26 protein-coding genes and 1 tRNA gene are annotated in these 20,649 nt (G+C 42.5%); 11 read left to right on the forward strand and 16 right to left on the reverse strand.

What is annotated here, in order from left to right:
* Positions 1 to 16: 16 nt before the first annotated feature.
* Positions 17 to 448, reverse strand: a complete 432-nt coding sequence (locus tag DN068_RS13200) for a VOC family protein (RefSeq protein WP_110999403.1) — start codon at positions 446 to 448, stop codon at positions 17 to 19.
* A gap of 501 nt (positions 449 to 949) precedes the next feature.
* Between DN068_RS13200 and DN068_RS13205 the strand changes: the two genes are divergently transcribed.
* The 5 genes from DN068_RS13205 to DN068_RS13225 all read left to right on the forward strand — a co-directional run bounded on the left by DN068_RS13205 (position 950) and on the right by DN068_RS13225 (position 5,071).
* The gene (locus DN068_RS13205; RefSeq protein ID WP_110999404.1) at positions 950 to 1,519 is read left to right on the forward strand and encodes a Crp/Fnr family transcriptional regulator; all 570 of its coding nucleotides are present in this window, start codon (positions 950 to 952) and stop codon (positions 1,517 to 1,519) included.
* A gap of 124 nt (positions 1,520 to 1,643) precedes the next feature.
* Positions 1,644 to 2,927 (forward strand): adenylosuccinate synthase, encoded by a 1,284-nt coding sequence (locus DN068_RS13210; RefSeq protein ID WP_110999405.1) that lies wholly within the window; start codon positions 1,644 to 1,646, stop codon positions 2,925 to 2,927.
* 20 nt (positions 2,928 to 2,947) lie between these two features.
* The gene (locus DN068_RS13215) at positions 2,948 to 3,553 is read left to right on the forward strand and encodes a Crp/Fnr family transcriptional regulator (RefSeq protein ID WP_110999406.1); all 606 of its coding nucleotides are present in this window, start codon (positions 2,948 to 2,950) and stop codon (positions 3,551 to 3,553) included.
* A 61-nt stretch (positions 3,554 to 3,614) separates the two neighbouring features.
* On the forward strand, positions 3,615 to 4,064 hold the full coding sequence (locus tag DN068_RS13220; RefSeq protein WP_110999407.1) for a carboxymuconolactone decarboxylase family protein: 450 nt from the start codon (positions 3,615 to 3,617) through the stop codon (positions 4,062 to 4,064).
* Between the two features lie 365 nt (positions 4,065 to 4,429).
* Positions 4,430 to 5,071, forward strand: a complete 642-nt coding sequence (locus tag DN068_RS13225) for an HD domain-containing protein (protein ID WP_110999568.1) — start codon at positions 4,430 to 4,432, stop codon at positions 5,069 to 5,071.
* A 109-nt stretch (positions 5,072 to 5,180) separates the two neighbouring features.
* Here the strand turns inward: DN068_RS13225 and DN068_RS13230 are convergent, their stop codons facing one another.
* Positions 5,181 to 5,558 carry a VOC family protein gene (locus DN068_RS13230; protein ID WP_110999408.1) on the reverse strand — a complete coding sequence of 126 codons (378 nt, stop codon included), beginning with the start codon at positions 5,556 to 5,558 and terminating at the stop codon, positions 5,181 to 5,183.
* Between the two features lie 226 nt (positions 5,559 to 5,784).
* Here DN068_RS13230 and chrA point away from each other — a divergent pair, with 226 nt between their 5' ends.
* The gene (gene chrA / locus DN068_RS13235) at positions 5,785 to 6,933 is read left to right on the forward strand and encodes a chromate efflux transporter (RefSeq protein ID WP_110999409.1); all 1,149 of its coding nucleotides are present in this window, start codon (positions 5,785 to 5,787) and stop codon (positions 6,931 to 6,933) included.
* 119 nt (positions 6,934 to 7,052) lie between these two features.
* On the opposite strand, the gene DN068_RS13240 is transcribed toward chrA, so the two are convergent.
* From DN068_RS13240 to DN068_RS13260, 5 genes are all read right to left on the reverse strand, one after another.
* Positions 7,053 to 8,357 (reverse strand): TonB family protein, encoded by a 1,305-nt coding sequence (locus DN068_RS13240; protein ID WP_110999410.1) that lies wholly within the window; start codon positions 8,355 to 8,357, stop codon positions 7,053 to 7,055.
* A gap of 3 nt (positions 8,358 to 8,360) precedes the next feature.
* A complete protein-coding gene (locus DN068_RS13245) occupies positions 8,361 to 8,750 on the reverse strand; it encodes a BlaI/MecI/CopY family transcriptional regulator (RefSeq protein WP_243630237.1) in 390 nt (129 codons plus the stop codon).
* Positions 8,751 to 8,855: 105 nt separating this feature from the next.
* Positions 8,856 to 9,317, reverse strand: a complete 462-nt coding sequence (locus DN068_RS13250) for a DinB family protein (RefSeq protein ID WP_110999411.1) — start codon at positions 9,315 to 9,317, stop codon at positions 8,856 to 8,858.
* Between the two features lie 9 nt (positions 9,318 to 9,326).
* Complete coding sequence (locus DN068_RS13255) at positions 9,327 to 9,710, reverse strand: YciI family protein (RefSeq protein ID WP_110999412.1); 384 nt, start codon at positions 9,708 to 9,710, stop codon at positions 9,327 to 9,329.
* Positions 9,707 to 10,288 (reverse strand): dihydrofolate reductase family protein, encoded by a 582-nt coding sequence (locus DN068_RS13260; RefSeq protein WP_110999413.1) that lies wholly within the window; start codon positions 10,286 to 10,288, stop codon positions 9,707 to 9,709. The genes DN068_RS13255 and DN068_RS13260 overlap by 4 nt, the downstream gene beginning before the upstream one ends.
* A 134-nt stretch (positions 10,289 to 10,422) precedes the next feature.
* Between DN068_RS13260 and DN068_RS13265 the strand changes: the two genes are divergently transcribed.
* Entirely contained in the window at positions 10,423 to 10,848 is a 426-nt protein-coding gene (locus DN068_RS13265) for a hypothetical protein (protein ID WP_110999414.1), read from the forward strand.
* 336 nt (positions 10,849 to 11,184) lie between these two features.
* Here the strand turns inward: DN068_RS13265 and DN068_RS13270 are convergent, their stop codons facing one another.
* Both DN068_RS13270 and DN068_RS13275 read right to left on the reverse strand, forming a co-directional pair.
* Positions 11,185 to 12,060, reverse strand: coding sequence for an SDR family oxidoreductase (locus tag DN068_RS13270; protein WP_110999415.1), 876 nt, complete (start codon positions 12,058 to 12,060; stop codon positions 11,185 to 11,187).
* A 77-nt stretch (positions 12,061 to 12,137) separates the two neighbouring features.
* The gene (locus DN068_RS13275) at positions 12,138 to 12,716 is read right to left on the reverse strand and encodes a Crp/Fnr family transcriptional regulator (protein WP_110999416.1); all 579 of its coding nucleotides are present in this window, start codon (positions 12,714 to 12,716) and stop codon (positions 12,138 to 12,140) included.
* Between the two features lie 78 nt (positions 12,717 to 12,794).
* Here DN068_RS13275 and DN068_RS13280 point away from each other — a divergent pair, with 78 nt between their 5' ends.
* Positions 12,795 to 12,986, forward strand: coding sequence for a hypothetical protein (locus DN068_RS13280; protein WP_123985343.1), 192 nt, complete (start codon positions 12,795 to 12,797; stop codon positions 12,984 to 12,986).
* A 20-nt stretch (positions 12,987 to 13,006) separates the two neighbouring features.
* On the opposite strand, the gene DN068_RS13285 is transcribed toward DN068_RS13280, so the two are convergent.
* The 4 genes from DN068_RS13285 to rpsO form a co-directional block, all read right to left on the reverse strand.
* Positions 13,007 to 13,318: a hypothetical protein gene (locus DN068_RS13285; RefSeq protein ID WP_110999418.1), complete on the reverse strand. Its 312-nt coding sequence runs from the start codon at positions 13,316 to 13,318 to the stop codon at positions 13,007 to 13,009.
* Positions 13,319 to 13,461: 143 nt separating this feature from the next.
* Positions 13,462 to 13,533, reverse strand: a tRNA-Gln gene (locus DN068_RS13290).
* A 456-nt stretch (positions 13,534 to 13,989) separates the two neighbouring features.
* The gene (gene pnp, locus DN068_RS13295) at positions 13,990 to 16,371 is read right to left on the reverse strand and encodes a polyribonucleotide nucleotidyltransferase (protein ID WP_110999419.1); all 2,382 of its coding nucleotides are present in this window, start codon (positions 16,369 to 16,371) and stop codon (positions 13,990 to 13,992) included.
* Positions 16,372 to 16,453: 82 nt separating this feature from the next.
* Positions 16,454 to 16,726, reverse strand: a complete 273-nt coding sequence (gene rpsO / locus DN068_RS13300; protein ID WP_110999420.1) for a 30S ribosomal protein S15 — start codon at positions 16,724 to 16,726, stop codon at positions 16,454 to 16,456.
* Between the two features lie 269 nt (positions 16,727 to 16,995).
* Here rpsO and DN068_RS13305 point away from each other — a divergent pair, with 269 nt between their 5' ends.
* Both DN068_RS13305 and DN068_RS13310 read left to right on the forward strand, forming a co-directional pair.
* Positions 16,996 to 17,286, forward strand: coding sequence for a helix-turn-helix domain-containing protein (locus tag DN068_RS13305; protein WP_110999421.1), 291 nt, complete (start codon positions 16,996 to 16,998; stop codon positions 17,284 to 17,286).
* A 142-nt stretch (positions 17,287 to 17,428) separates the two neighbouring features.
* Entirely contained in the window at positions 17,429 to 17,710 is a 282-nt protein-coding gene (locus DN068_RS13310; protein WP_110999422.1) for a DUF721 domain-containing protein, read from the forward strand.
* Positions 17,711 to 17,845: 135 nt separating this feature from the next.
* Here the strand turns inward: DN068_RS13310 and DN068_RS13315 are convergent, their stop codons facing one another.
* From DN068_RS13315 to DN068_RS13325, 3 genes are all read right to left on the reverse strand, one after another.
* Positions 17,846 to 18,544 (reverse strand): YjjG family noncanonical pyrimidine nucleotidase, encoded by a 699-nt coding sequence (locus DN068_RS13315; RefSeq protein ID WP_110999423.1) that lies wholly within the window; start codon positions 18,542 to 18,544, stop codon positions 17,846 to 17,848.
* 102 nt (positions 18,545 to 18,646) lie between these two features.
* On the reverse strand, positions 18,647 to 18,967 hold the full coding sequence (locus DN068_RS13320; RefSeq protein ID WP_110999424.1) for a DNA-directed RNA polymerase subunit omega: 321 nt from the start codon (positions 18,965 to 18,967) through the stop codon (positions 18,647 to 18,649).
* The gene (locus DN068_RS13325) at positions 18,954 to 19,781 is read right to left on the reverse strand and encodes an outer membrane protein assembly factor BamD (RefSeq protein WP_123985344.1); all 828 of its coding nucleotides are present in this window, start codon (positions 19,779 to 19,781) and stop codon (positions 18,954 to 18,956) included. Before DN068_RS13325 ends, DN068_RS13320 begins: the two co-directional genes overlap by 14 nt.
* A 395-nt stretch (positions 19,782 to 20,176) precedes the next feature.
* Here DN068_RS13325 and mraZ point away from each other — a divergent pair, with 395 nt between their 5' ends.
* Entirely contained in the window at positions 20,177 to 20,638 is a 462-nt protein-coding gene (gene mraZ, locus DN068_RS13330; RefSeq protein ID WP_110999426.1) for a division/cell wall cluster transcriptional repressor MraZ, read from the forward strand.
* The last annotated feature ends 11 nt before the right edge of the window (positions 20,639 to 20,649 follow it).

The raw sequence follows: 20,649 nt of genomic DNA on the forward strand, positions 1-20,649 counted from the left end.
CATGCGGGGCTTTTATCTAAGCTTCTTTCGTATCATAATCCACCATCCATTCAATCCCGTACTTATCTCTAAACATGCCAAAATAAGAACCCCAGGGACTATCTGAGATGGGCATCTCTACTGCTCCACCTGCGGAGAGGCCATTAAACAATTTGTCTGCTTCTTCTCTAGTTTCTGCGCTTATTGCAATTTTACTTCTGTTCTCGTTTTCGTTGGTTTTGCCCATAAATTCCGGAACATCGTTGCCCATCAGCTGGGTATGCTTGCTGATAGGCAATGCAATGTGCATAATTTTATTTTGTTCATTTTCCGCTATCGGAACGCCGGACCCTGCGAGGTCTTTGAACCGAATGACTTTTGTGAACTCGCCGCCAAATACTGATTTGTAAAAAGTAAACGCTTCTTCGGCATTTCCGTTGAAGTTAATGTGAGGATTGATCGTTGCCATGGTATTATAATTTGGTTTTAAATCAAAGCTACTGTTTGCTGACAATATAAATGCGGTGTGATTGCGTCAAAGAAGAGGGGGATTGTGCCATCTGTCACTTTTTGCTTAAACAAAAAGTAACCAAAAATTCAAGGCTTAAGGAAACTACGGCTAATCCCTACACTTCGTTCAGGACGACGAAGGCATACAGCTGTTGCGAGGAGGTACAACGTGGCAATCTGAAGCTTGCTATTGGCCATCTTCTAATTCCTGGCAAATCTATAGCTATGCACAACGATTCTTACAACCACCATAATTGCTTTACGCCGTCTGCATTTCATTTCGTAAAGCCGAGTTTCCTTAGGCCGGATGTGTTACGTAAATGCACGTTGATTCTATTCGCCTAAATCAGCAATCCTTCAATTTCGCTCAGGATGAGATAAAAATCAGACATCAACGATCAGACGTAAATTCTTGCCAAATGGCAATCCGAATTACAACTGGTGACGGTAATTTTGTGACATGGAAAAGCTGATTGCTTATTTGCTGAAGTTTGGGAACCTTACTGAGGAGGAATGTAAATTGATCCTGTCTAAGGCAGAATTGAAAAGCATTTCCAAAGGGGCTTATTTTTCACAAGCCGGCAAGGTCGCAAAATCAATTGGCTTCGTGAGCGATGGCGTTTTCCGGATCTGCTACTATAGCAATACCGGCGAAAGCTTTACCCGGTATTTCGTCTACGAAAACCGTTTCGTGGTGGATATGAATAGCTTTCAGGATGAGATTCCATCGGCAGAATATATAGAAGCGGTGACCGATTGTGAGGTGATTGCCTTTACTAAAGAGGATTTCCTCAGTCTTTCCGCAACTATTCCCGGCTGGAAGGATATCTTCTTTAAAATCACTTCTTATGTGCTTGAAAATAAACTGCGAATGACGAGCAATATGCTGGTGCAGGATGCACAAACCCGGTATCTGAATTTTCTGGATCACTATCCGGGATTGGCCAACCGCATTCCGCTCATCATGCTGGCGTCTTATCTGGGCATTACTCCGTCGTCCTTAAGTCGGATCAGAAAGAATATTCTTTAGTCAGACTGTTGCTTTTGTGACACCTGTCAACCTCAAAATTGGCCGGACTGGGTTTGCTATGTCCTGTAGTCAAAAAATTTAGAAGTAACCGATTAAATAAAAATCAAAAAAAACAACGATAAATATGGCAGTAGATGTAGTATTAGGTCTTCAATGGGGAGACGAAGGAAAAGGTAAGATTGTTGACGTACTGAGCGAAAGCTATCAATTAGTGGCCCGGTTTCAGGGTGGCCCAAATGCTGGCCACACGCTTGAATTTGGTGGCCGGAAATTTGTTTTGAATACCATCCCTTCCGGAGTATTCTCACCGAACACAGTAAACCTTATTGGTAATGGAGTAGTGATTGATCCGGTGGGTTTTAAAGCGGAGGTAGAAGGACTGAAAACACATGGTTTCGACTTGTTGACATCGGGTAATTTAAAAATCGCTAAACGGGCGCATCTGATCCTTCCGACGCATCAATTGCTGGATGCTGCATCTGAGCGAGAGCTGGGAACGAACAAGATCGGTTCCACGCTGAAAGGCATTGGGCCTGCATACATGGATAAGACCGGACGCAGTGGATTGCGCGTTGGCGATATCTTGTTGCCTGACTTCATGGATCGTTATCAGAAATTGGTAGCAAAGCATCAGTCCATACTGCTGGTACTTTATGGCGAGGTACCGGATTTTACGGATCGTGAGCAAGCTTTTTTTGATGGTGTCGAATTTCTGAAACAATTCGCTTTGGTGGATGCAGAACATCTCATTCATCAATGCTTGCAGGAAGGGCATCGCATATTAGCCGAAGGCGCGCAAGGGACATTGCTGGATGTTGATTTTGGCACTTATCCTTTTGTTACTGCTTCGACCACTATTACAGCTGGCGCCTGTATTGGATTAGGCGTTGCTCCGCAAAAGATCGGTGAAGTGATCGGAATTTTTAAAGCTTATTGTACCCGGGTTGGCGGCGGCCCTTTTCCAACGGAGCAGATCAATGAAATCGGCGAGCAGCTTCGTCAGACAGGCAAGGAATTCGGCGCAGTAAGCGGCAGGCCAAGAAGGACTGGCTGGTTGGATCTCCCCGCGTTGAAACAAGCAATACTGCTGAACGGCGTGACGCAATTGGTAATGACTAAAGCTGATGTGTTGGACAATTTTGAGCAGATCAATGTTTGCACGCACTATTTACAGGACAGCGTAAAGATTGACTATCTCCCGTATGAAATGGATCAGCATAACATTGAACCCGTTTATAAAACATTTCCAGGTTGGCAGACAGCCATTTCCAGTATGAGTACCGCGGCGGAAATGCCTGAAGCGTTAAAAGCGTACCTCAGGTTTTTAGAATCAGCACTTGGTTTGCCCGTAAGATATCTTTCTGTCGGTCCTGATCGTATGCAGACCATTGATCTGTTTAATAAGTAATAGTTTTCTCGCGTAAATTTATGAGACAAACATCCAATAACTTCACTCCCGTGACACAACCACTCCTTTCCCACATACAAAAATTCACTTCCATTCCGCCAGACAAAATCAGTTTGCTGGAGCCATTCTTCGAACATAAAACTTACAAGAAGAAAGAAGTGTTACTAGCGGAAGGACAGCGATGCTTTGAGAAATTTTTTATTGTGAAAGGTTGTGTGCATTTGTCTTACTTGCGGCAAAATGGAACTGAACAAACCGTGGACTTTGCGATGGAGAACTGGTGGACTTCTGACTTCTCTGCTTTTCCGACAGCTGCGGTTTCAAAATTTTCTATTCGTGCAACGGAGCATACAGAGGTATTAATTATTACCGCCGATCGTCAGCACGAATTACTGCAGCAGGTTCCGGAGCTGAATGAATATTTTCATCTGGTATTTCAAAGAGCTTATGCAGCCTGTCAGATGCGGTTCCGGTTTCTGTTCGAGTTTTCGAAGGAAGAATTATATCAGAATTTCCTGCAGAATTTTCCGGCGTTCGTGCAACGTGTACCGCAATATTTGCTGGCTTCATTTCTAGGCTTTACGCCTGAATATTTGAGCGAAATCCGGAAGAAATATCTTTCTTAAACAGGTTTAAGTAAAACGTTTTTTCGCTGTGCGAGCTTTGCCGTAACAAAACAAAAAAATTATGGCAAAAATTGTGAATCACCGCTTGGATGTGTGGAAACAAGAACCTTTATATTGGGAACTGATCTCGAAAATAGATAAGCGTGTATATGAGTCTACCGTTTCCAGAACGCTGATAGAGATGATTAAGATTCGTGTTTCGCAGATTAATAAATGTGCTTTTTGTATTGACTACCATACACAAGAAGCTTTGGCTAATGGAGAAACACAACGAAGGATATTCGCTTTATCTGCCTGGCAGGAAAGTCCATTGTTTACCGATGTAGAACGCGCGGTACTTCAGGCGGTAGAAGAAATGACTTACATTTTTAATCATGGACTTTCTGATAATGCTTATGAACAGCTTAAGGCGTATTTTACAGCGCAGGAGATAGCCGATATTTTCGTCTGCATCAGCCACATCAATTTTCTGAATCGTATCGGAATTTCTACGAAGACGCAAGCAGTTTAAATTAAAAATTCAAAAGCGTAAAGCAATTATGATGGTTATGAGAATAGCTATGTATGGTAATAAAATTGTCTGGCATCGTAATGAAGCCCAATAGTAGCTTTAACAATTGTTGCTGTATGCCTTCGTCGTCCTGAACGAAGTGTAGGGATTAGTCGGGTTTCCTTAAGCCTTGAATTTTTGGTTACTTTTTTTCAAGAAAAAAGTGACTCCCGGTATGGGCAAAGCAAAAAAGAGATTGTCTAAAAAAGCTTAACGCCAAAGGTTTAAAGCGAAGCTGAAAATCTTACCGGCGTTTGGTGCTTGGAATGTTGATTAGTATTCAGAAATCGCAAAATTCAAAAGTAAAATTTAAAACAGCCAAAGTCATGACTAATAAAATTATCGCCGGCGTAAAAATACCTGATAGTACGATTGCCAATCAGGCGACGGAATTATTGCGCGAACATGGTTCTGAATTGTTGTACAACCATTCGCTGAGAACGTTTCTGTTTGCATCTTTAAATGGCCGGCAAAATAAAATCAAATACGATCCGGAGCTTTTATACGTCAGCGCAGCGTTTCATGATTTGGGTCTGACGCCGCATTATCGCAGCGAGGATAAACGGTTTGAAGTGGACGGTGCCAATGCAGCAAGAGATTTTTTGATGAGTCATGGCATTCCTCCGCAAACACTACAATTGGTTTGGGATGCAATTGCATTACACACTTCGCCGGGAATTGCGGAGTATAAAGAGGCCGAAGTTGCGTTGTTGAACTACGGCGTAGCACTGGATGTAGTGGGTAAGGGGTACGATAAACTATCTGAGAATAATCGTGAAGAAATTCTGATGCAATTTCCTCGTCACGATTTTAAAAAGCATATCATTCCAACTTTCTTCGATGGTTTCAAACACAAGCCACACACCACTTACGGGAGTATCAACGCCGATATCTGTGCATGTATGATGCCGGATTATCAACGAAAAGACTTTTGTGATTTGATTCGGGAATCGCCATGGGAAAGCTGATGTCCGATTTTATGATCGCTGATATTTTTAGAAAACGGAGTTCATTTCAGTGAAAATAAAAGGAGCTTGTCTCAAATGTGGAAACAAGCTCCTTTTATTATTAGATATTCTACTCGGCCGGTTCCCAAAGCTCAATTGCATTGCCTTCCGGATCCAGGATATGTACAAACTTTCCGTAATCATAAGATTTTACTTCATCGATGATCGTTACACCGTTTTCTTTCAACTCTGCTACCAGAGCATCCAGATTTTCCACACGGTAATTGATCATAAATTCTTTTGTAGATGGTTCGAAGTATTTGGTGTCATCTTTAAACGGACTCCAAACGGTTGTGCCAGTTTTTTCAGGGTTTTCTTCTTCGCGCCAGTTAAACATGGTGCCATATTGAGAAACCGGCAAACCCAGGTGTTTCGCGTACCAGTCGTTCATTGCAGCTGTGTCTTTGCATTTGAAAAATATGCCGCCGATTCCGGTAACTTTCTTCATAAAATGGATGTTTTGGATGATGCTCTAATATAGGGAAATTTGCGCGTCTTATTTCTTCACAAGATAGTGGACATCCGGTTTTACGACAGAACTATATGAATGATAAATTATTTTTCTGTGGTACAGAAACGGCTTCCAGTTTCGGTGGATACATGGAGGGTGCAGTGATTGCAACGAAGGCTGTTGCGGAGAAAATCCTTAATTTCCATTGATTCCCAGACAAAACATGACACTAGAAAACGAATTAGAAAGTAAAGCAACGAAACTAAAGGAAATCGCTGTTTCCTGTTTAAAGCTTGGAACAATAGGTTTTGGCGGCATCGCGGGTATGGTTGCTACGATCGAAAATGAAATGGTGGTGCGCAGAAAATGGATCGATCATGAGCATTTTATGGATGTGCTGAGTACCTCTTATATCATTCCTGGTCCCAACGCTGTGGAAGTGGTGATGCATTGCGGAAAAGAGCGTGGCGGCCGCCTCGGACTTGTGGTGGCTGGTGTTTGTTATATTCTGCCGGCGATGTTAATCTGTCTGATCTTCGGTTATTTTTATCAGCGTTATAGTTCATTGCCCGATGTCCAAAATTTCATTTTTGGTTTGAGACCTGCGACCACTGCACTTGTTATTGCAACGGTATTGAGATTGGGACAGAAAACTTTTAAGAATAATGCAGTGTTGATCGGGCTTTGTGTATTGGTTTTTATCGGATCATTACTTGGTCTGAATGAAGTATTACTCATACTGGGCGCGGGTTTTATTAATTATTTGATATTCGCCGCAAAGGATAAATTTTCAACTTTTACCGGATTCGTTTTTGCACCGGTATTATTAGATATCGGTCATAATTATTCTAACAGCAGACTGTTTTTAATCTTTCTGAAAATAGGCGCCATCTTGTATGGTAGCGGCTATGTGCTTTTTGCGTACATGGATGAATCGCTGGTGCAAAACAATCATTGGCTAAGCCGGCAACAATTGATGGATGCAATTGCCGTCGGACAAATTACACCGGGTCCGATACTGTCGAGCGCTACGTTTGCGGGATATCTGGTTGCCGGTACCGCTGGTGGGGTGTTAGCAACAGTCGCTATTTTTCTGCCTTCATTTTTCATCTCATTCTTCTTACATCGAATGCTTTCCTCTGCAAGAAAAAGTCAGAAGCTGCGCCTTTTTCTCGATGGTCTGAGTGCGGCTTCTATATCTGTAATCGCTGTTGTCGGCTTGCATTTATTCAATGCGTCCATACAAGAATGGCACGGTGCCTTGATACTCGCAATTTGTCTCGCTTTAGTACTGATGAACAAAAAAATGAGTACCGTCGTTATTATTCTGATTGGAAGTCTTGGTGGATTTCTGCTGCAGCATTTCTGCTAAATACTTTAAATATAAACATCTGATGTTTGGCGTTTGAGTATGAAGTAGAAAAATAAAAACCGGCCACAAGTGCCGGTTTATTACGCTGTATTTTTTAACTTAAAACTTATCACTCGCCATCAGCATCCTTCATTCGCTGCGACCTTGCCATCTGGTGTGAAATTGAATGGTAGTAAACAAATTACCGGAATAGCACGTCCTTTCAGGATTCCTGGTCTCCAGTTCGGCATTTTCCTGACTACACGCAATGTTTCTTCGTCGAGCGCCGTATAGCCTGAAGATTTTTCCACATGTGGATTAATAATGCTGCCATCTGCGCCAACAGTAAATTGTATCAGCCCTTTGCCATGTTCGCCGCGCGCTTTTGCTGCTTCGGGATAGCGCATGTTGTCCTTTAGCCAACTGCTGAAATCACCATCGAAATGTGGCATTTTCTCTGCCGTTTTAAACACGATGGAACCATCCGCCATAAACTGAACTTCACCTGGTTTCGGTATGGCGTTCATTCTTTGGGCAATAGCGTCCAGTTGCGCCAGCGAGTCGTTCTGCGGGGCCGCGGCTGTTTGTGTTTCAGTTGTTTTTTTAGTTTGCGCTAATAAAACAGTGCTGACAAAAATGGCGGTTAAAACAAAAGCACTCATCACTAAATTGCGCTTTTGTGGTTTTCTTATTTTCTGCAACATCATGATTCTACGTTTTAGAGGGTGATGAAAAAATGAGTGAGTGATATGAAAAGAATGTTTGGTTCCGAATGTATGCGAAAGCAATAACGTGGCGTATTCAGATAAGTCCGCATTTTGGCTGGCTATCTGATCTGCTTCAAATTCATGGACCGTTTTTAGTTCGCGACCCAGTAACCAATGTGCCGGGGAGATCCAGAAAAGTACTTGTATAATTTGCAAAAAGAACGAATCATAACGGTGTCCTGATTGAATATGGGCGAGTTCATGTTGCAGTATCGTTTCATCTATTTCTTCGGAAGGAAAGAATATTTTTTTGCCGATTGTACCAGGGCCAATCCTAGTTTCTGTAAAAACCGTATAGCCTGCAAGTCGCTGCTGTTGGCCTTTTTTCAGACGACGATTGATTTGGAAATAAGAACCGATATAGACCAATGCCAGCAATGCGCTGATCGTAAAATAGCTGCAGATCAAAACAGTCCACCACGAAAAACCTGCGACCATATTAGCAGTATGTGTTGCTCCAATATTGATAGAAGGCAGCACCAGTTGCTGTACCACGTTTGTGCTTTGTCTCTCCACCGGAATACGAATGAAGGGCAGGATAGTGGGTAACAAAGTCGCGGCTAGCAGATAAGCGCGACTAAGACGATGATGCGGTTTGTTATACCCAATCAGTAAATAGATGCCCCACATTACAAAAGCGTAGAGACTTGCCTGCGTTAGATAGAGAAAGAATGACATCGCTTATTGTTTTTTCTTTTTCAGTGATTGAACAATGCTTTCTAGTTCTTTAATATCAAGATTTTTGTCAGCGACAAAGAATGAAATCATATCCGCAAATGAGCCATCGAAATAACCTTTTACAATTTGAGTAATGCTACGGCTGCTATATTCTTTTTTAGACACCAATGGCCGAAAAGCATTCGCATTTCCTAATGGCTCAATAGCTACAAATCCTTTCTCCGTCAGAATCTTCAAAATCGTATTGACCGTGTTGGCGTGCGGCTTTGGTGCCGGCATCACAGTAATAATGTCCCGTATCAGTATTGTGTTGTTGTCCTGCTGCCAAAGCGCTTGCATCACGCGTTCTTCAGCTTTGGTGAGTTGTGGCAGGTCTGTTTTCTTTTTAGGCATCTTTTGTTACTAAGTCTTTAGTAAATCTACTAAGTTTTTAGTAGTAGCCAAAATTTTTTATTGTTACAGGGTTAAAGACACAGACTTAATTAACCAATTACCTACTTAACCAATTAACTTTTTGAGAAGTACAATCTGTCCAAGGTGATAATGTGTGTGTTCTATAATGCCCTGAAGGTTTCTGTAATAGTTGCCATATTTGGGATCGGTAAAGTCTTCGTTCAGTTGGTTGTCTGGTAATGATTCAATTAGCGCTGCGAAATGATTCGCGTCGTTCCATGTTTTGTTCAAAAGCTGCTGCCAGTCTTCTTCCGATTCAATCTTTGGATGATGAAAACTGTATTCATCTTTTGCATTTAGCGCTTCGCCTTCCAACACTTTTGAAACAGCTGCGATATAGTAATTGATATGAAACACAAGCGTGGCAATAGTATTGAACGAATCAACCTTTGTGATTGCCTGTTTCCAGTCAACATCTGCAAGACTGTCTTTTAAATTGACGCTTGTCCAGTTGCCGCCGAAATATACTTCTCTCAGGTGTTTCGCTATTTGCGCGGTGATGTTCATTAATTAAGTTTATTGGTTCGGGTAAATATAGCCGGTTTGTTCTTCTTTCATTTTGATGGGTCTTAATTCGATAGTCGCAGATGGTACGTATTCAAATTCCGGATTTCGGCGCGCAATTTCAATGGCTTCGTTCAAATTATTAGCCAGAATATGGTAGTAGCCAACCTGTATCTCGTCGTCTGGTTCTATATTTCGCTGTTTCCAGCCGTCTGCGATTTTAGATATGATGCAGCCTTCACGCATCAATGGTTGTGCCGATACTAGTTGTCCGGCGTCTTTTAACTGTTTGATGTATAGCTCACAGGCTTTTACAAACATCAGATGTTTCTCTTCAGAAAAGCTCGCTTTGGCATTGCCGACATTACGTACGTGCAGCATGAATTCCTGTTTCATAGAAATTGTTCTTTGTCGAATGTTTCAGCCGGTACATAATTCAATAATACGCAGCCCGAATTAAAAATGCGTGAGGCAATCAGTTGCAAGTTTTGCAGTTGTGGCATTCCGGAAAAAAGTGTAGTGCCTTTGCCTAGCACAACCGGATCAATCATAATGCTGTAATGATCAATCAAGCCTGCTGCGGCCAGTTGCGTAATAACAGACCCACTGCCCAGAATCGTCATATCATTCTCCTCAGTGGCTTTCAATTGTTTTATAGTCTGTATGAGGTCGTCTTTTATGAGTTTGGTATTTTCCCAGGACGCTTCCTGCAAAGTGCGGGAGAACACTATTTTGTGTGCGTGATTCATGCCGCTGGCCACGATCGGATCATTTGTTTTGGCCATCTCTGTGGGCCAATAGCCAGCCATCATTTCGTATGTTTTACGTCCGAAAATCAGTGTGCTGTGCCCTTTCATAGATTCCGCGGCAAATTCATTTTCCTCAGGGCCGTGCCTGTGCCAGCTGATATCTTCATTCAGTCCTTTGTAATAGCCGTCGAGCGATGTAAAAACGAACATGGATAGTCTTGCCATGATATTAAGTTTTAGTGAACAGGAGAGAATACTCAAAATTAACGATCATAGAAGCAAAAAACTATTTGTAATATGCCATGGCAAACTGAGTCCGTCTCGAATTGTATAACCAATTTAAACTCAATCTAAACCCGATGAATTTCATCAAGCAATGCCTGCCTGCATTGATCGGCGGCTTCTTATTTACATCCTGTGCCAGCACTTATCAGGTTGTTCCGGTTGCATCCGATAATGTTGCACAAGCATCCATTTCTGTGTACAGAAAAAATATTCTCGACTTCTTGTACGGAGTAAAGATTTACAGCAATGACACTTTTATCGGCAAAATAGGCTCGAAGCGATATATTAAATGGGCCGTGAATGAAGGGCATTACGATATCAAAGCGAAATGTTTTGGTAAAGCGCATTATAGTCTGGATGTGCACGCTGCAGAAAATTATCAACTCGTTGTCGCAAAAACCGTGGGTCCTGCGCTGATTTTAAAAGTCAAATTGAAACCGGCAAAAAATACGATGGATTTGCAAGCTGTGAATCCGCCTCATGTAAAGGGTAGAGGTTAGTACTTGCACCAACTTTTAAAAAGAAAGGAAGAGTTTCGGATCGAGACTCTTCCTTTTTTACGTTGGTAATTAAATTTTGAAGCTGGGCTTTAACTCTCTTTTCAACATTCGTCCCGCTGTTCGCTATTACTCCTCGCTCCTTTCGTCGCTGCGGGGTAGCCGCTGCCATCGGGGCTATTATCTCTGCATCCGAAACTCTTATTGGCCGCGGATATTAAGTGCAAAGTCAAATAGCAGCACATCCGATGAACGTAATGCGTCGCAACGATGTTGAATCGGAGTTGCTATGCTGGCAACCTAATAATTATGCATTGCATTGTTGCAATGATCAGATAATTAGAAATATTTCCCTGTAATCATATCCTTTAAAAGTCCTTCCTGTTTTGGTTCCCAGCCCAGTGTTTTTCGTGTAAGCTCACTTGTAGCAGCGCAATCAAACGAAGCAAAATGTTTAAACCAACCGAAATGCGCTTCCGCACCGGCTTCATCTTTACTTACCACAGGCAGTTGTGTGCCTTTACCAATCGCCGTTGCGATCTCTATAAAAGGAATACCTTCTTCCGCAACGGCATGAAACACTTTTTGTTCTGGTTGTTGTTCAATGATCAGACGATACAGATTCGCTGCATCGAAACGGTGCACTGCAGGCCAGTGGTTGCTGCCGGCGCCGATGTAGGCTGCCTCTCCTTTCTCCTTGTCCATATTGATCACCATTGGAACGAAACCATGGTCGCCTTCGCCATGCGTTGTCGGTGGTAGTCGCAAGATATAGGCACCAACGGCACGAGCGGCTTCTTCAGAGGCTGCACGAGGCATGATATCGGAGCCTGGCGGGGTATCATTTTCATTGATGAGTCTTCCAGCCGCATTCATCAGACCAATGCCAGAAGTAACGACCATCGGCTTATTAGTGTCTTTCAGCGCCTCGCCCAGCGCAAGTATCACCTGGCGGTCGCTTTCGCAATTGGCTTTAAATTTTGAGAAATCGTGGTTGAAAGCAGTGTGGATAACAGCGTCGCATTGAGCTGCACCGGCTTTAAGACTTTCCAGATCTTCGAGATCGCCACGGTGTACTGCCGCACCGGCTTTAGAGAGGCCTTCGGCAGCGTTGTCTGTGCGGGCCAGTCCTAATATTTCATGACCAGCCTTTAATAATTCCTGTACGATTGCGGAGCCTACAAATCCAGAAGCTCCTGTAACAAATACGCGCATAATGATGATTGAATTTTATAAGGTAAAATTGAATCAAAGCATTTAGGGAAACATGGTCATTTGACCACAATTTCATTTTATCGGTGTGATTGTGCGTGGCGGATGCGTGTCAGCGTTTTCAATGAAATACCCAGATAAGATGCGATCATGTGCAGTGGCAATCGAGCCGGCAGCCCAGGTTGCGTGTTTACAAACTCTTCATATTTTTCTTCTGGTGTAGCGCTGAGTGTACTTAAAATGCGTTGGCGGCTACTGTAGATATTTCGAGAGATTAATTCCTGCGAAAGTGTTTTTAATTTCGGTATCTCAGCGAGCAATCGTTCAAAATCAGTTTTCGCCCAGAGTAAAACCTCGCTGCGCTCAACTGCTGCAATATTGAATTGTGAAGGCGTTTGCTTGTCGTAGCTTTCTACATCTAAAGTCCACGTGTTTTCAGGAGAAAACTGCAGAATGTGTTCACTACCATCGGCCACAGTGGCGAAATTGCGCAGTATGCCTTTTATTACAAAGATCTTATGGCGGCACACTTGTCCTTCCTGCAGCAATGATTCGTTACGCTGCAATGTGCGTTGTATTGCGGTGGCGCAGATATCTTCCAGTTCGCTGTCTGTGAATGATGCATGCGATTGCAGATATGTTTGAAAGCTGGTGAGCATAGGGTAAAATTAGTGAGAAATGATACTTGCAAATACATTGCAAGCATCAAAAATAGATTTGCTGGAAACTGAAAATCTATGATGTCGGAAAATCAAATGGCAACGCCGCAGATCAATCATTTGCTCAATTTGCATCTTAACGCAATTATCAACAAGATTGAAGTTGCTGTCCGGGAAAATCGCCGACCCTCTACAAAGATCATGGAGGAAATGATGGATCGTGATTTGACAGTGCGTGATTTGAAGTTGATGTTTGGTCGCCATCAGTAAGATTTACGACCTTCCGCGGATTATTTATCTGGTGTTTTTTCGCTCACAAAAGCGGACGGCATCAATTCAATATTATGCTTGCTAGCCACTTTTATCAATATGGGCATAATAATAGAAGCACCTGGTATCAATATAAAAGGAACTCCGATTCCGATTATTTTCAGGGAGTCCATTAGCTGGCTTTTTAAAAGATGATCTTCCTCTTCGCTTATTTTACCTTCAGAGATGTATTTGCGGATAATAATACCGGCTTCTTTATCTCTGGCGCATTCCGTTTTTATACCTAGTAAAAAATGATGCGCGTGTTCTTCAATAATGGCTTTTATATTCATTATTTACGGATTTTTTGCTACCTGCATTTCTTAATCCTTTCAAATATCAGGCCGGATATCAGAAAGCTTTTCAAAGGATGAAAATCATTTTTCCAAAAAAGAAAATAGGCGCTGATATAGCGCCTATTTTCTTTTAAAACTTGTAGTTCCATCTGGATTCGAACCAGAATCTTCTGAGTCAGAGTCAGACATGGTAACCGTTACACTATGGAACTGTGTCTTTTCTTAATGCAAAAATAATAAGCAGTTGATTCTTTTACAAATAGCTGCGTTCCTTTTTTTATACACATTTTAAAAAGCTGAAAGCCCAATGCCTAAAGCTGAAAGCTTGCCCGTATAATTTTAAATAAGTCGAAAATTGTGAATGGTCAATTGTGAATGCTCAGTCAATGTAGCTCATTGTGAAACGCGGATTGTAAAATTTTCTTTTCAAGGCTTTCAGCTTGGCAGTACAGTAGTATTTTAGCTCAATCGAGCGATCGTCGAAGGCCTGGCGTGATCGGGTTCCGACTGCCTTTTTTGCCTACTTTTTGGGCAAGCAAAAAGTAGGAGAAGAATGATTCGTTAGCTGAAATCAGTAGCGTAATAAAATCAGGGTTCGTTGGCTACCATAAAACAAGAGGTTGTCTCGCAATGAGACAACCTCTTTAAAATATATCAGTATGTTACACTTACAGTGACAAATCAGCATCATCAGCAGAAGGCTGCTGTTGTTGCTGCTCTTGCTGTGCAGGAGCTTCACTGTTGAAATCACGTCTAGGACGATCATTGCGGTCGTTGTTACGCGGACCACGATCACGATCATTGCCACGGCGGTCACCACCACGATCACCACGATCGTTACGAGGGCCACGGTCATTGCCACCTTCACGACGAGGACGGTCACCGCCTTCGCGTTTTTCAGGTTCTACATAACCTTCAGGTTTTGGCATCAAAACCTTGCGGCTCAGACGCAGTTTACCTGTTTTAGGATCCGTACCTACCAGTTTTACTTTTACTTTATCGCCTTCAGACAGTACACCGTCGAGGTTTTCGAGGCGTTTCCAGCTTACTTCAGAGATATGCAGCAAGCCTTGTTTACCAGGAAGGAATTCAACGAACGCACCGAAAGGAACGACAGACTTCACAGTTCCTTCGTATTCTTCACCGATTTCAGGAACTGCTACGATTCCTTTAATCCATGTCATCGCTTTGTCGATACCGTCTTTATTTGCAGAGAATACTTTTACATAACCTTTGCCATCTTTCTCTTCGATAGAAATAGTAGTACCTGTCTCACGTTGAATTTCCTGAATGATTTTACCACCTGGGCCGATCACCGCACCGATAAATTCAGTTTCGATAACCAGTTGTTCAATACGCGGAGTATGTGGTTTCAGTTCAGGACGGTAAGCAGGCATACATTCGTACATCGCATCAAGGATGTGCATACGGCCGCGGCGTGCTTGTGCCAGCGCTTGACGCATTACATCCATGCTCAGACCGTCTACTTTAATATCCATCTGGATACCGCAGATACCGTCACGAGTACCAGTTACTTTAAAGTCCATATCACCCAGATGATCTTCGTCGCCGAGGATATCAGTCAATACAGCCCATTTGCCATCAGTTGCACGAGAGATCAGGCCCATTGCCACACCACTTACGTGTTTAGGGAACGGAACACCTGCATCCATCAGCGCCAGTGAGCCCGCACAAACAGTAGCCATAGAAGACGAACCGTTTGATTCAAGGATATCAGAAACAACGCGTACTGTGTACGGATATTCCATACCTGGCATCATTTGTTCCAGAGAGCGTTTTGCGAGGTTACCGTGACCAACTTCACGACGACCCGGAGCACGCATTGGTTTTACTTCGCCAGTAGAGAATGGTGGGAAGTTGTAGTGCAGGATGAATTTTTCGTAGTTAGAAACAGCAGCGCTTTCTACCAGCAGTTCATCTTCAGCAGAGCCGAGTGTTGCAGTAGTCAGGGATTGTGTTTCACCACGAGTGAAGAGTGCAGAGCCATGTGGAGAAGGCAGGTAATTGATCTCCATCGCCAGCGGACGAACTTCATCCAGTTTACGGCCATCCAGACGGCGGCTTTCATCCAGGATCATGTTACGTACACCGTAGTATTGCAGGTCTTCGTAGTATTTTTTAGCCAAAGATTTATCAGCGTCAGCGATAGTTTCGCCTTCTGGCAAACCTTCGTTCAGGTGTTGCATCAGCTCCTCGCCGAGTGCTTTGAATGCAGCGCTGCGATCGTGTTTAGAAGAACCTGCGCGGGAAATTTCCATTACACGCGGCATTGCAAAAGCTTCCACTTTCGCTTTCAGTTCTTCGTTTTGTGGAGCAGGAGCAACTTCACGTTTCGTACCGGCGCCAACTTTATCACGGAGTTCAGCCTGAGCTTTGATCTGTACACGGATTGCGTCGTGCGCCAGCTCAATAGCTTTGATCAGGTCTTCTTCCTGACACTCTTTAGATTCACCTTCCACCATCATGATATTTTTCTCAGTGGCAGCGATGATGAAATCCATATCCGCATCTTTCATTTCAGAGCGGCTAGGATTAATTTTATATTCACCGTTGATACGTGCAATACGTACTTCGGAGATGATTTCCATAATAGGTACGTCAGAAACTGCGAGTGCAGCAGATGCCGCCAGACAAGCCAGTGCATCAGGCATTACTTCAGCATCAGAAGAGATCAGATTCACGATAACCTGTACATCACACAGATAATCTTCCGGGAACAATGGGCGCAGTGCACGGTCAATGAGGCGGGAGATCAAAACTTCAGAGTCGCTGAGACGACCTTCACGTTTAAAGAAAGAGCCTGGAATACGGCCGGCAGAAGCGAATTTTTCTTGATAATCTACAGTCAGCGGAAAGAAAGATTGTCCAGGTTTTGGTTCTTTATTTGCTACTACTGTAGCGAGCAGAACACTATTACCCAGACGCACGATGGCCGAACCGTCGGCCTGACGAGCAAGTTTGCCCGTTTCTATCGATATTTCCCGTCCGTCGTCCAGCTTGAACGACACGGAAATAGGATTAAGCGTCATACGTTGAGAGATTTAGCTATTAGTCATAAAAAAGCTATTCCCAACTTACAGAAAGTTGGGAATAGCCATAAATTTAGATATTTTACTTGCGGATTCCAAGTCTTTCAATCAGCGCACGGTAGCCGGTGATGTTTGTGCGGTTCAGATATTGCAACAAACGTTTACGACGTCCTACCATTTGCATCAGACCACGGTGGGTTGAGAAGTCTTTTTTGTTAGCTTGCAGGTGCTTAGAGATGTGGTTGATACGTTCTGTAAGCATTGCAATCTGAGCTTCGATAGAACCAGTGTTAGTTTCGCTGCCACCGAATTCTTTGTAAATCGCAGCTTTTTTGTCAGCAGATAAATGAGACATCTTTATTGTTGTTTTATTGTTTTCTAAAATTTCAGGCTGCAAAGATAGTCCTTTCTTTAATTAAACAACCATTTTTGTCGATTTTTTTCAACAAGATTATTATAGATAATCAACTAGTTAGAAAATAAGTAAACTTTTTGGTTAACTTTGTCTTGCAATGCCGGGATGTGTTTAATGCGGGAAATGTGTTTGCTGTGATGGCTGCACGCGCCGAAATTCCTCTTTAGGGGCCAGGGGTAAAACTTATAACGTACAACTTACAACTTAAAATGGCTAAAACATTTGAAGATCGTGTCGATAAAGAATATGGAAAGCCAGGCACCGCACGCCGGAATGCTTTTGAAGAAAAGACACAACTTTTCCTGATCGGTGAAATGATCAAAGAAGCACGCAAGGCTGCCGGTCTTACACAGGAACAACTTGCCGAACGTATCGGTACAAAAAAGACTTACATCTCCCGTCTTGAAAATGGTAAAGGGGACATACAACTTTCTACTTTATTCAGAATCGTAGAAGAAGGGCTGGGGAAGAAGGTGAGTATATTTATTGATGAAGGCTAGTTAATGTGGAGCATGTGTTTTAATGTGATGAATGTGTATGCTCCTACACATTGTCCACATTCAGCATCGGTCACATTTTATTTGTGTGCACATTGCCCACATTCGGCACATTGATCACATTTAATTTGTGTAATTTTGAGCTATGGGTTCCTACAGTATCGGCGAAGCAATTAATTTACTCTTAGAAAAATCCAAATGGAAACCTAAGGTGATAGAGCTGCGTATGCAGCAGGAGTGGGAAGAGATAGTAGGAAAAACCATCGCGAAATATACGCGCAATGTTTATCTCAAGAACAAACATCTGACGATTGCTACTGATGTCGCCGCACTCAAACAAGAATTGTCTTTCGGTCGTGAGCAGCTGATCAGTCGCATCAATGAATATTTCCAGGAACGAGTGGTGGAAGAAATCACTGTTAAATAAAAAACGAAGAGCGCTGATGTCGGCGCTCTTCGTTTTTTATTTGAGCTTAAAGCCTAAAACTGAACGATCAAAACTGCTCTTATTAATAAGCCTTCATAATTAAATTGGGAAAGCTTTAAACGTTAGGCTTTCAGCTTAGAATACCTTCATCAGATCACTCAGGCAAGCAATCTCATAGGTAGGCTTGCGGCTGTGTGTTAATTTTTTGGGGTTGAAATACACCTGATCCCAACCAGCATTAATAGCCCCCAGGATATCAATATCAATCGCGTCACCGATCATGATGCTTTCTTCGGCTTTAGCGCCAGCGGCAGCAAGTGCATATTCAAAGATTTCTCTGTGTGGTTTCAGACTGTTGCTTTTTTCGGAAGTAATCACTTCTTGAAAATAACCTGCAATACCGGAGAACTGCATTTTCTGCCATTGCGTGGTTTCAAAGCCGTTAGTGATGAGATGCATCGTATAGCGGCCGGAACAGTAGTCGAGCAGCTCTTTTGCATGTGGCATCAGCATTTTTTGCGTCGGCAGAATTTCCAGGTAAGCAGCACTCATTTCATAAGCCAGCGATGTGTCGCCGATCTTAAAATCGAGCAATGTATACCAGATGCGTTTCCAGCGCAGCTCTTCACGTTTGATAAACCCGTTTCTGAAACGTTCCCACAACCGGTCGTTATGTGTATTGTAGACTTGATAAAAAGCATCGAAATCTGTGATACCTATACTTTCGAGATCATATTCCTGATAGAGCTTTTTTAGCGTCTGTTCAGAGTTACTGTCGAAATCCCAGAGTGTGTGATCGAGATCAAAAAAGAGGTGTTTGTATGTCTTTCCCATTCCTTGTATGCCGCAAAGTTACAGCTTTTAAAAACCATCGATTGTAATAAAAAAGCTACCTTTTTCGGAGGTAGCTTTTTACAAAACGTTTATACCGGAAAATTATTTTTTACGGTAGTAGATTTTATCATCAAAGAATTCGTTTACAGCTTGTAACGCAGGGTTAGCCATACGTTCGTAGATGCGTGAAATTTCGATTTGTTCTTTGTTTTCGTGAATTTCTTCCAGACTGTCAGTGTGGGAGGTAAATTCATCCAGTTTTTTGTGCAGTTCTTCTTTCATTACCACAGAGATCTGGTTTGCACGACGTGCAATTACTGTGATAGATTCGTACAGATTACCTGTTTTGTTCTTGATAGCCACTACGTCACGAGTTTCTACCAGCGGATTAACAGAGCTGAGTGTTTTTTTATTGATGCTCATTGCGGAGTTTTTTTAAATAATTAGTAGCCAGAGATTGGTATTTTTCTGCGTCAGAATTGTATTTGGAAGCAGGATAAGTCTGTTTAAATTCCTGGTATGCGCTGAGGCAACTGGTAAAACGCTCTTCCTGTTTTTCCGGAACGCTTGCTTTCGCAAAATAATAGTATGATTTGATTACCATGTACTGGTAATAATCACTGCTTGCAGATTCAGGGTAGCTGTGGTTTACGCTTTTAAACGCCACTGCAGCTGCTTTGAACTGGTTGATGTTATAATACAGTTTGGCTGCACCTGCATCTTTCATCTCCAGTTTTTGTCTTGCTTCGTCGATATAGGTGTTTGCTTCCACGATACGTTTAGAGCCCGGATGCGTGTTGATATACGACTGCATTGCTTCCATCGCCTTTATCGTGTTGGTTTGCTCCAGCGAATACTTCGGAGACATCTTATAAAGACTTACGGCATGCATAAACTCGCATTCTTCCGCTTCTTTGCTGGAAGGGAAGAAATCAACGAAGTTTTTGAAATGGTAAGAAGCCGACAGATAGTCTTTCATGTTGTAATAAGAATACGCGTACTTGTAGTACATGGGCTCAAAGTTCTTGGTCCCTTTTACTACAGGCAGCAATCCCTGATACAACTCACTGGCATGCACAAAATCTTTCTTGTCAAAATACTCATTTGCCTTGGTGAGCTTATAATTTATGTCATTGCTCTTCAGTACTTTTTCGTAGTTACCGCAGGCGCTTAGGCCCAGCAGCAAAAAGCACAAACAATAAAGATAATTAGCACGATTTGGCATAGTGGGTGGCAAAAATAAGCATTTAGGCGCTTTAACCCTAATTTATTATGTAAAACTGTGTTAAAAGGAATTGCTATTTGTTTTTCATTGAAAAAACGCAGCGCTGATCTTTGGCGATTTTGCTTTCTTTTGGTCAATTTTGTCTATTAATGAACTTAAGCTCCCGCCGGCCGGGGGATTTTAGCCAATCGCTTAACTATTTAATTGTTAATGAATTAACAAGTTATTCACCGTTATGCACAGAATATTCACATTTACCTGTTGGTAACGTGTGATAAGTAGGTCTATGAGCGGCTCCAGTGCATGATTCTATGCATATATGGGATTGTGGATAAATATGTCTAAAGAAGTTTGTGTGAAAATGTGGGAGAATGTGTTACTTTGTGTAAGAAAAAGAAACTTAGCCCATGATGGGTTTTATCGGTGAATATGAAGTTGCAATCGACGCCAAGGGCCGCTTTCTGCTGCCTGCGGGGTTTCGTAAACAGTTGCCAGATGGCGCTGTAGGCAATTTCGTTGTCAACCGTGGTTTCGAAAATTGTCTTGCATTGTATCCGGTTGAAAGCTGGAATACACTGCAGGAAAAGCTCAGTACTATGAATGATTTTAATCCGAAGGTGCGTGAGTTTAAACGTCTTTTCCTGAACGGCGCCACAATGGTAGAGCTGGATAGTGCCGGCCGTCTTTTGTTGCCGAAACCACTGCAGGAATATGCCGGTATCAAAAAAGATATGGTCTTCTCTGCTCAGGGCAACAAAGTGGAGCTCTGGGATAAAGAAGCTTATTACGAATATTTACGTAAATCAGCGGCCAACTTTAGTGATCTGGCGGCTGAAGTGGCAGGTGGAGATTTTTTTAATCCTTTTTAAAGTTTGTAAAA

The sequence above is a fragment of the Taibaiella soli genome (assembly GCF_003236175.1).
Taxonomy (GTDB): Bacteria; Bacteroidota; Bacteroidia; order Chitinophagales; family Chitinophagaceae; genus QKTW01.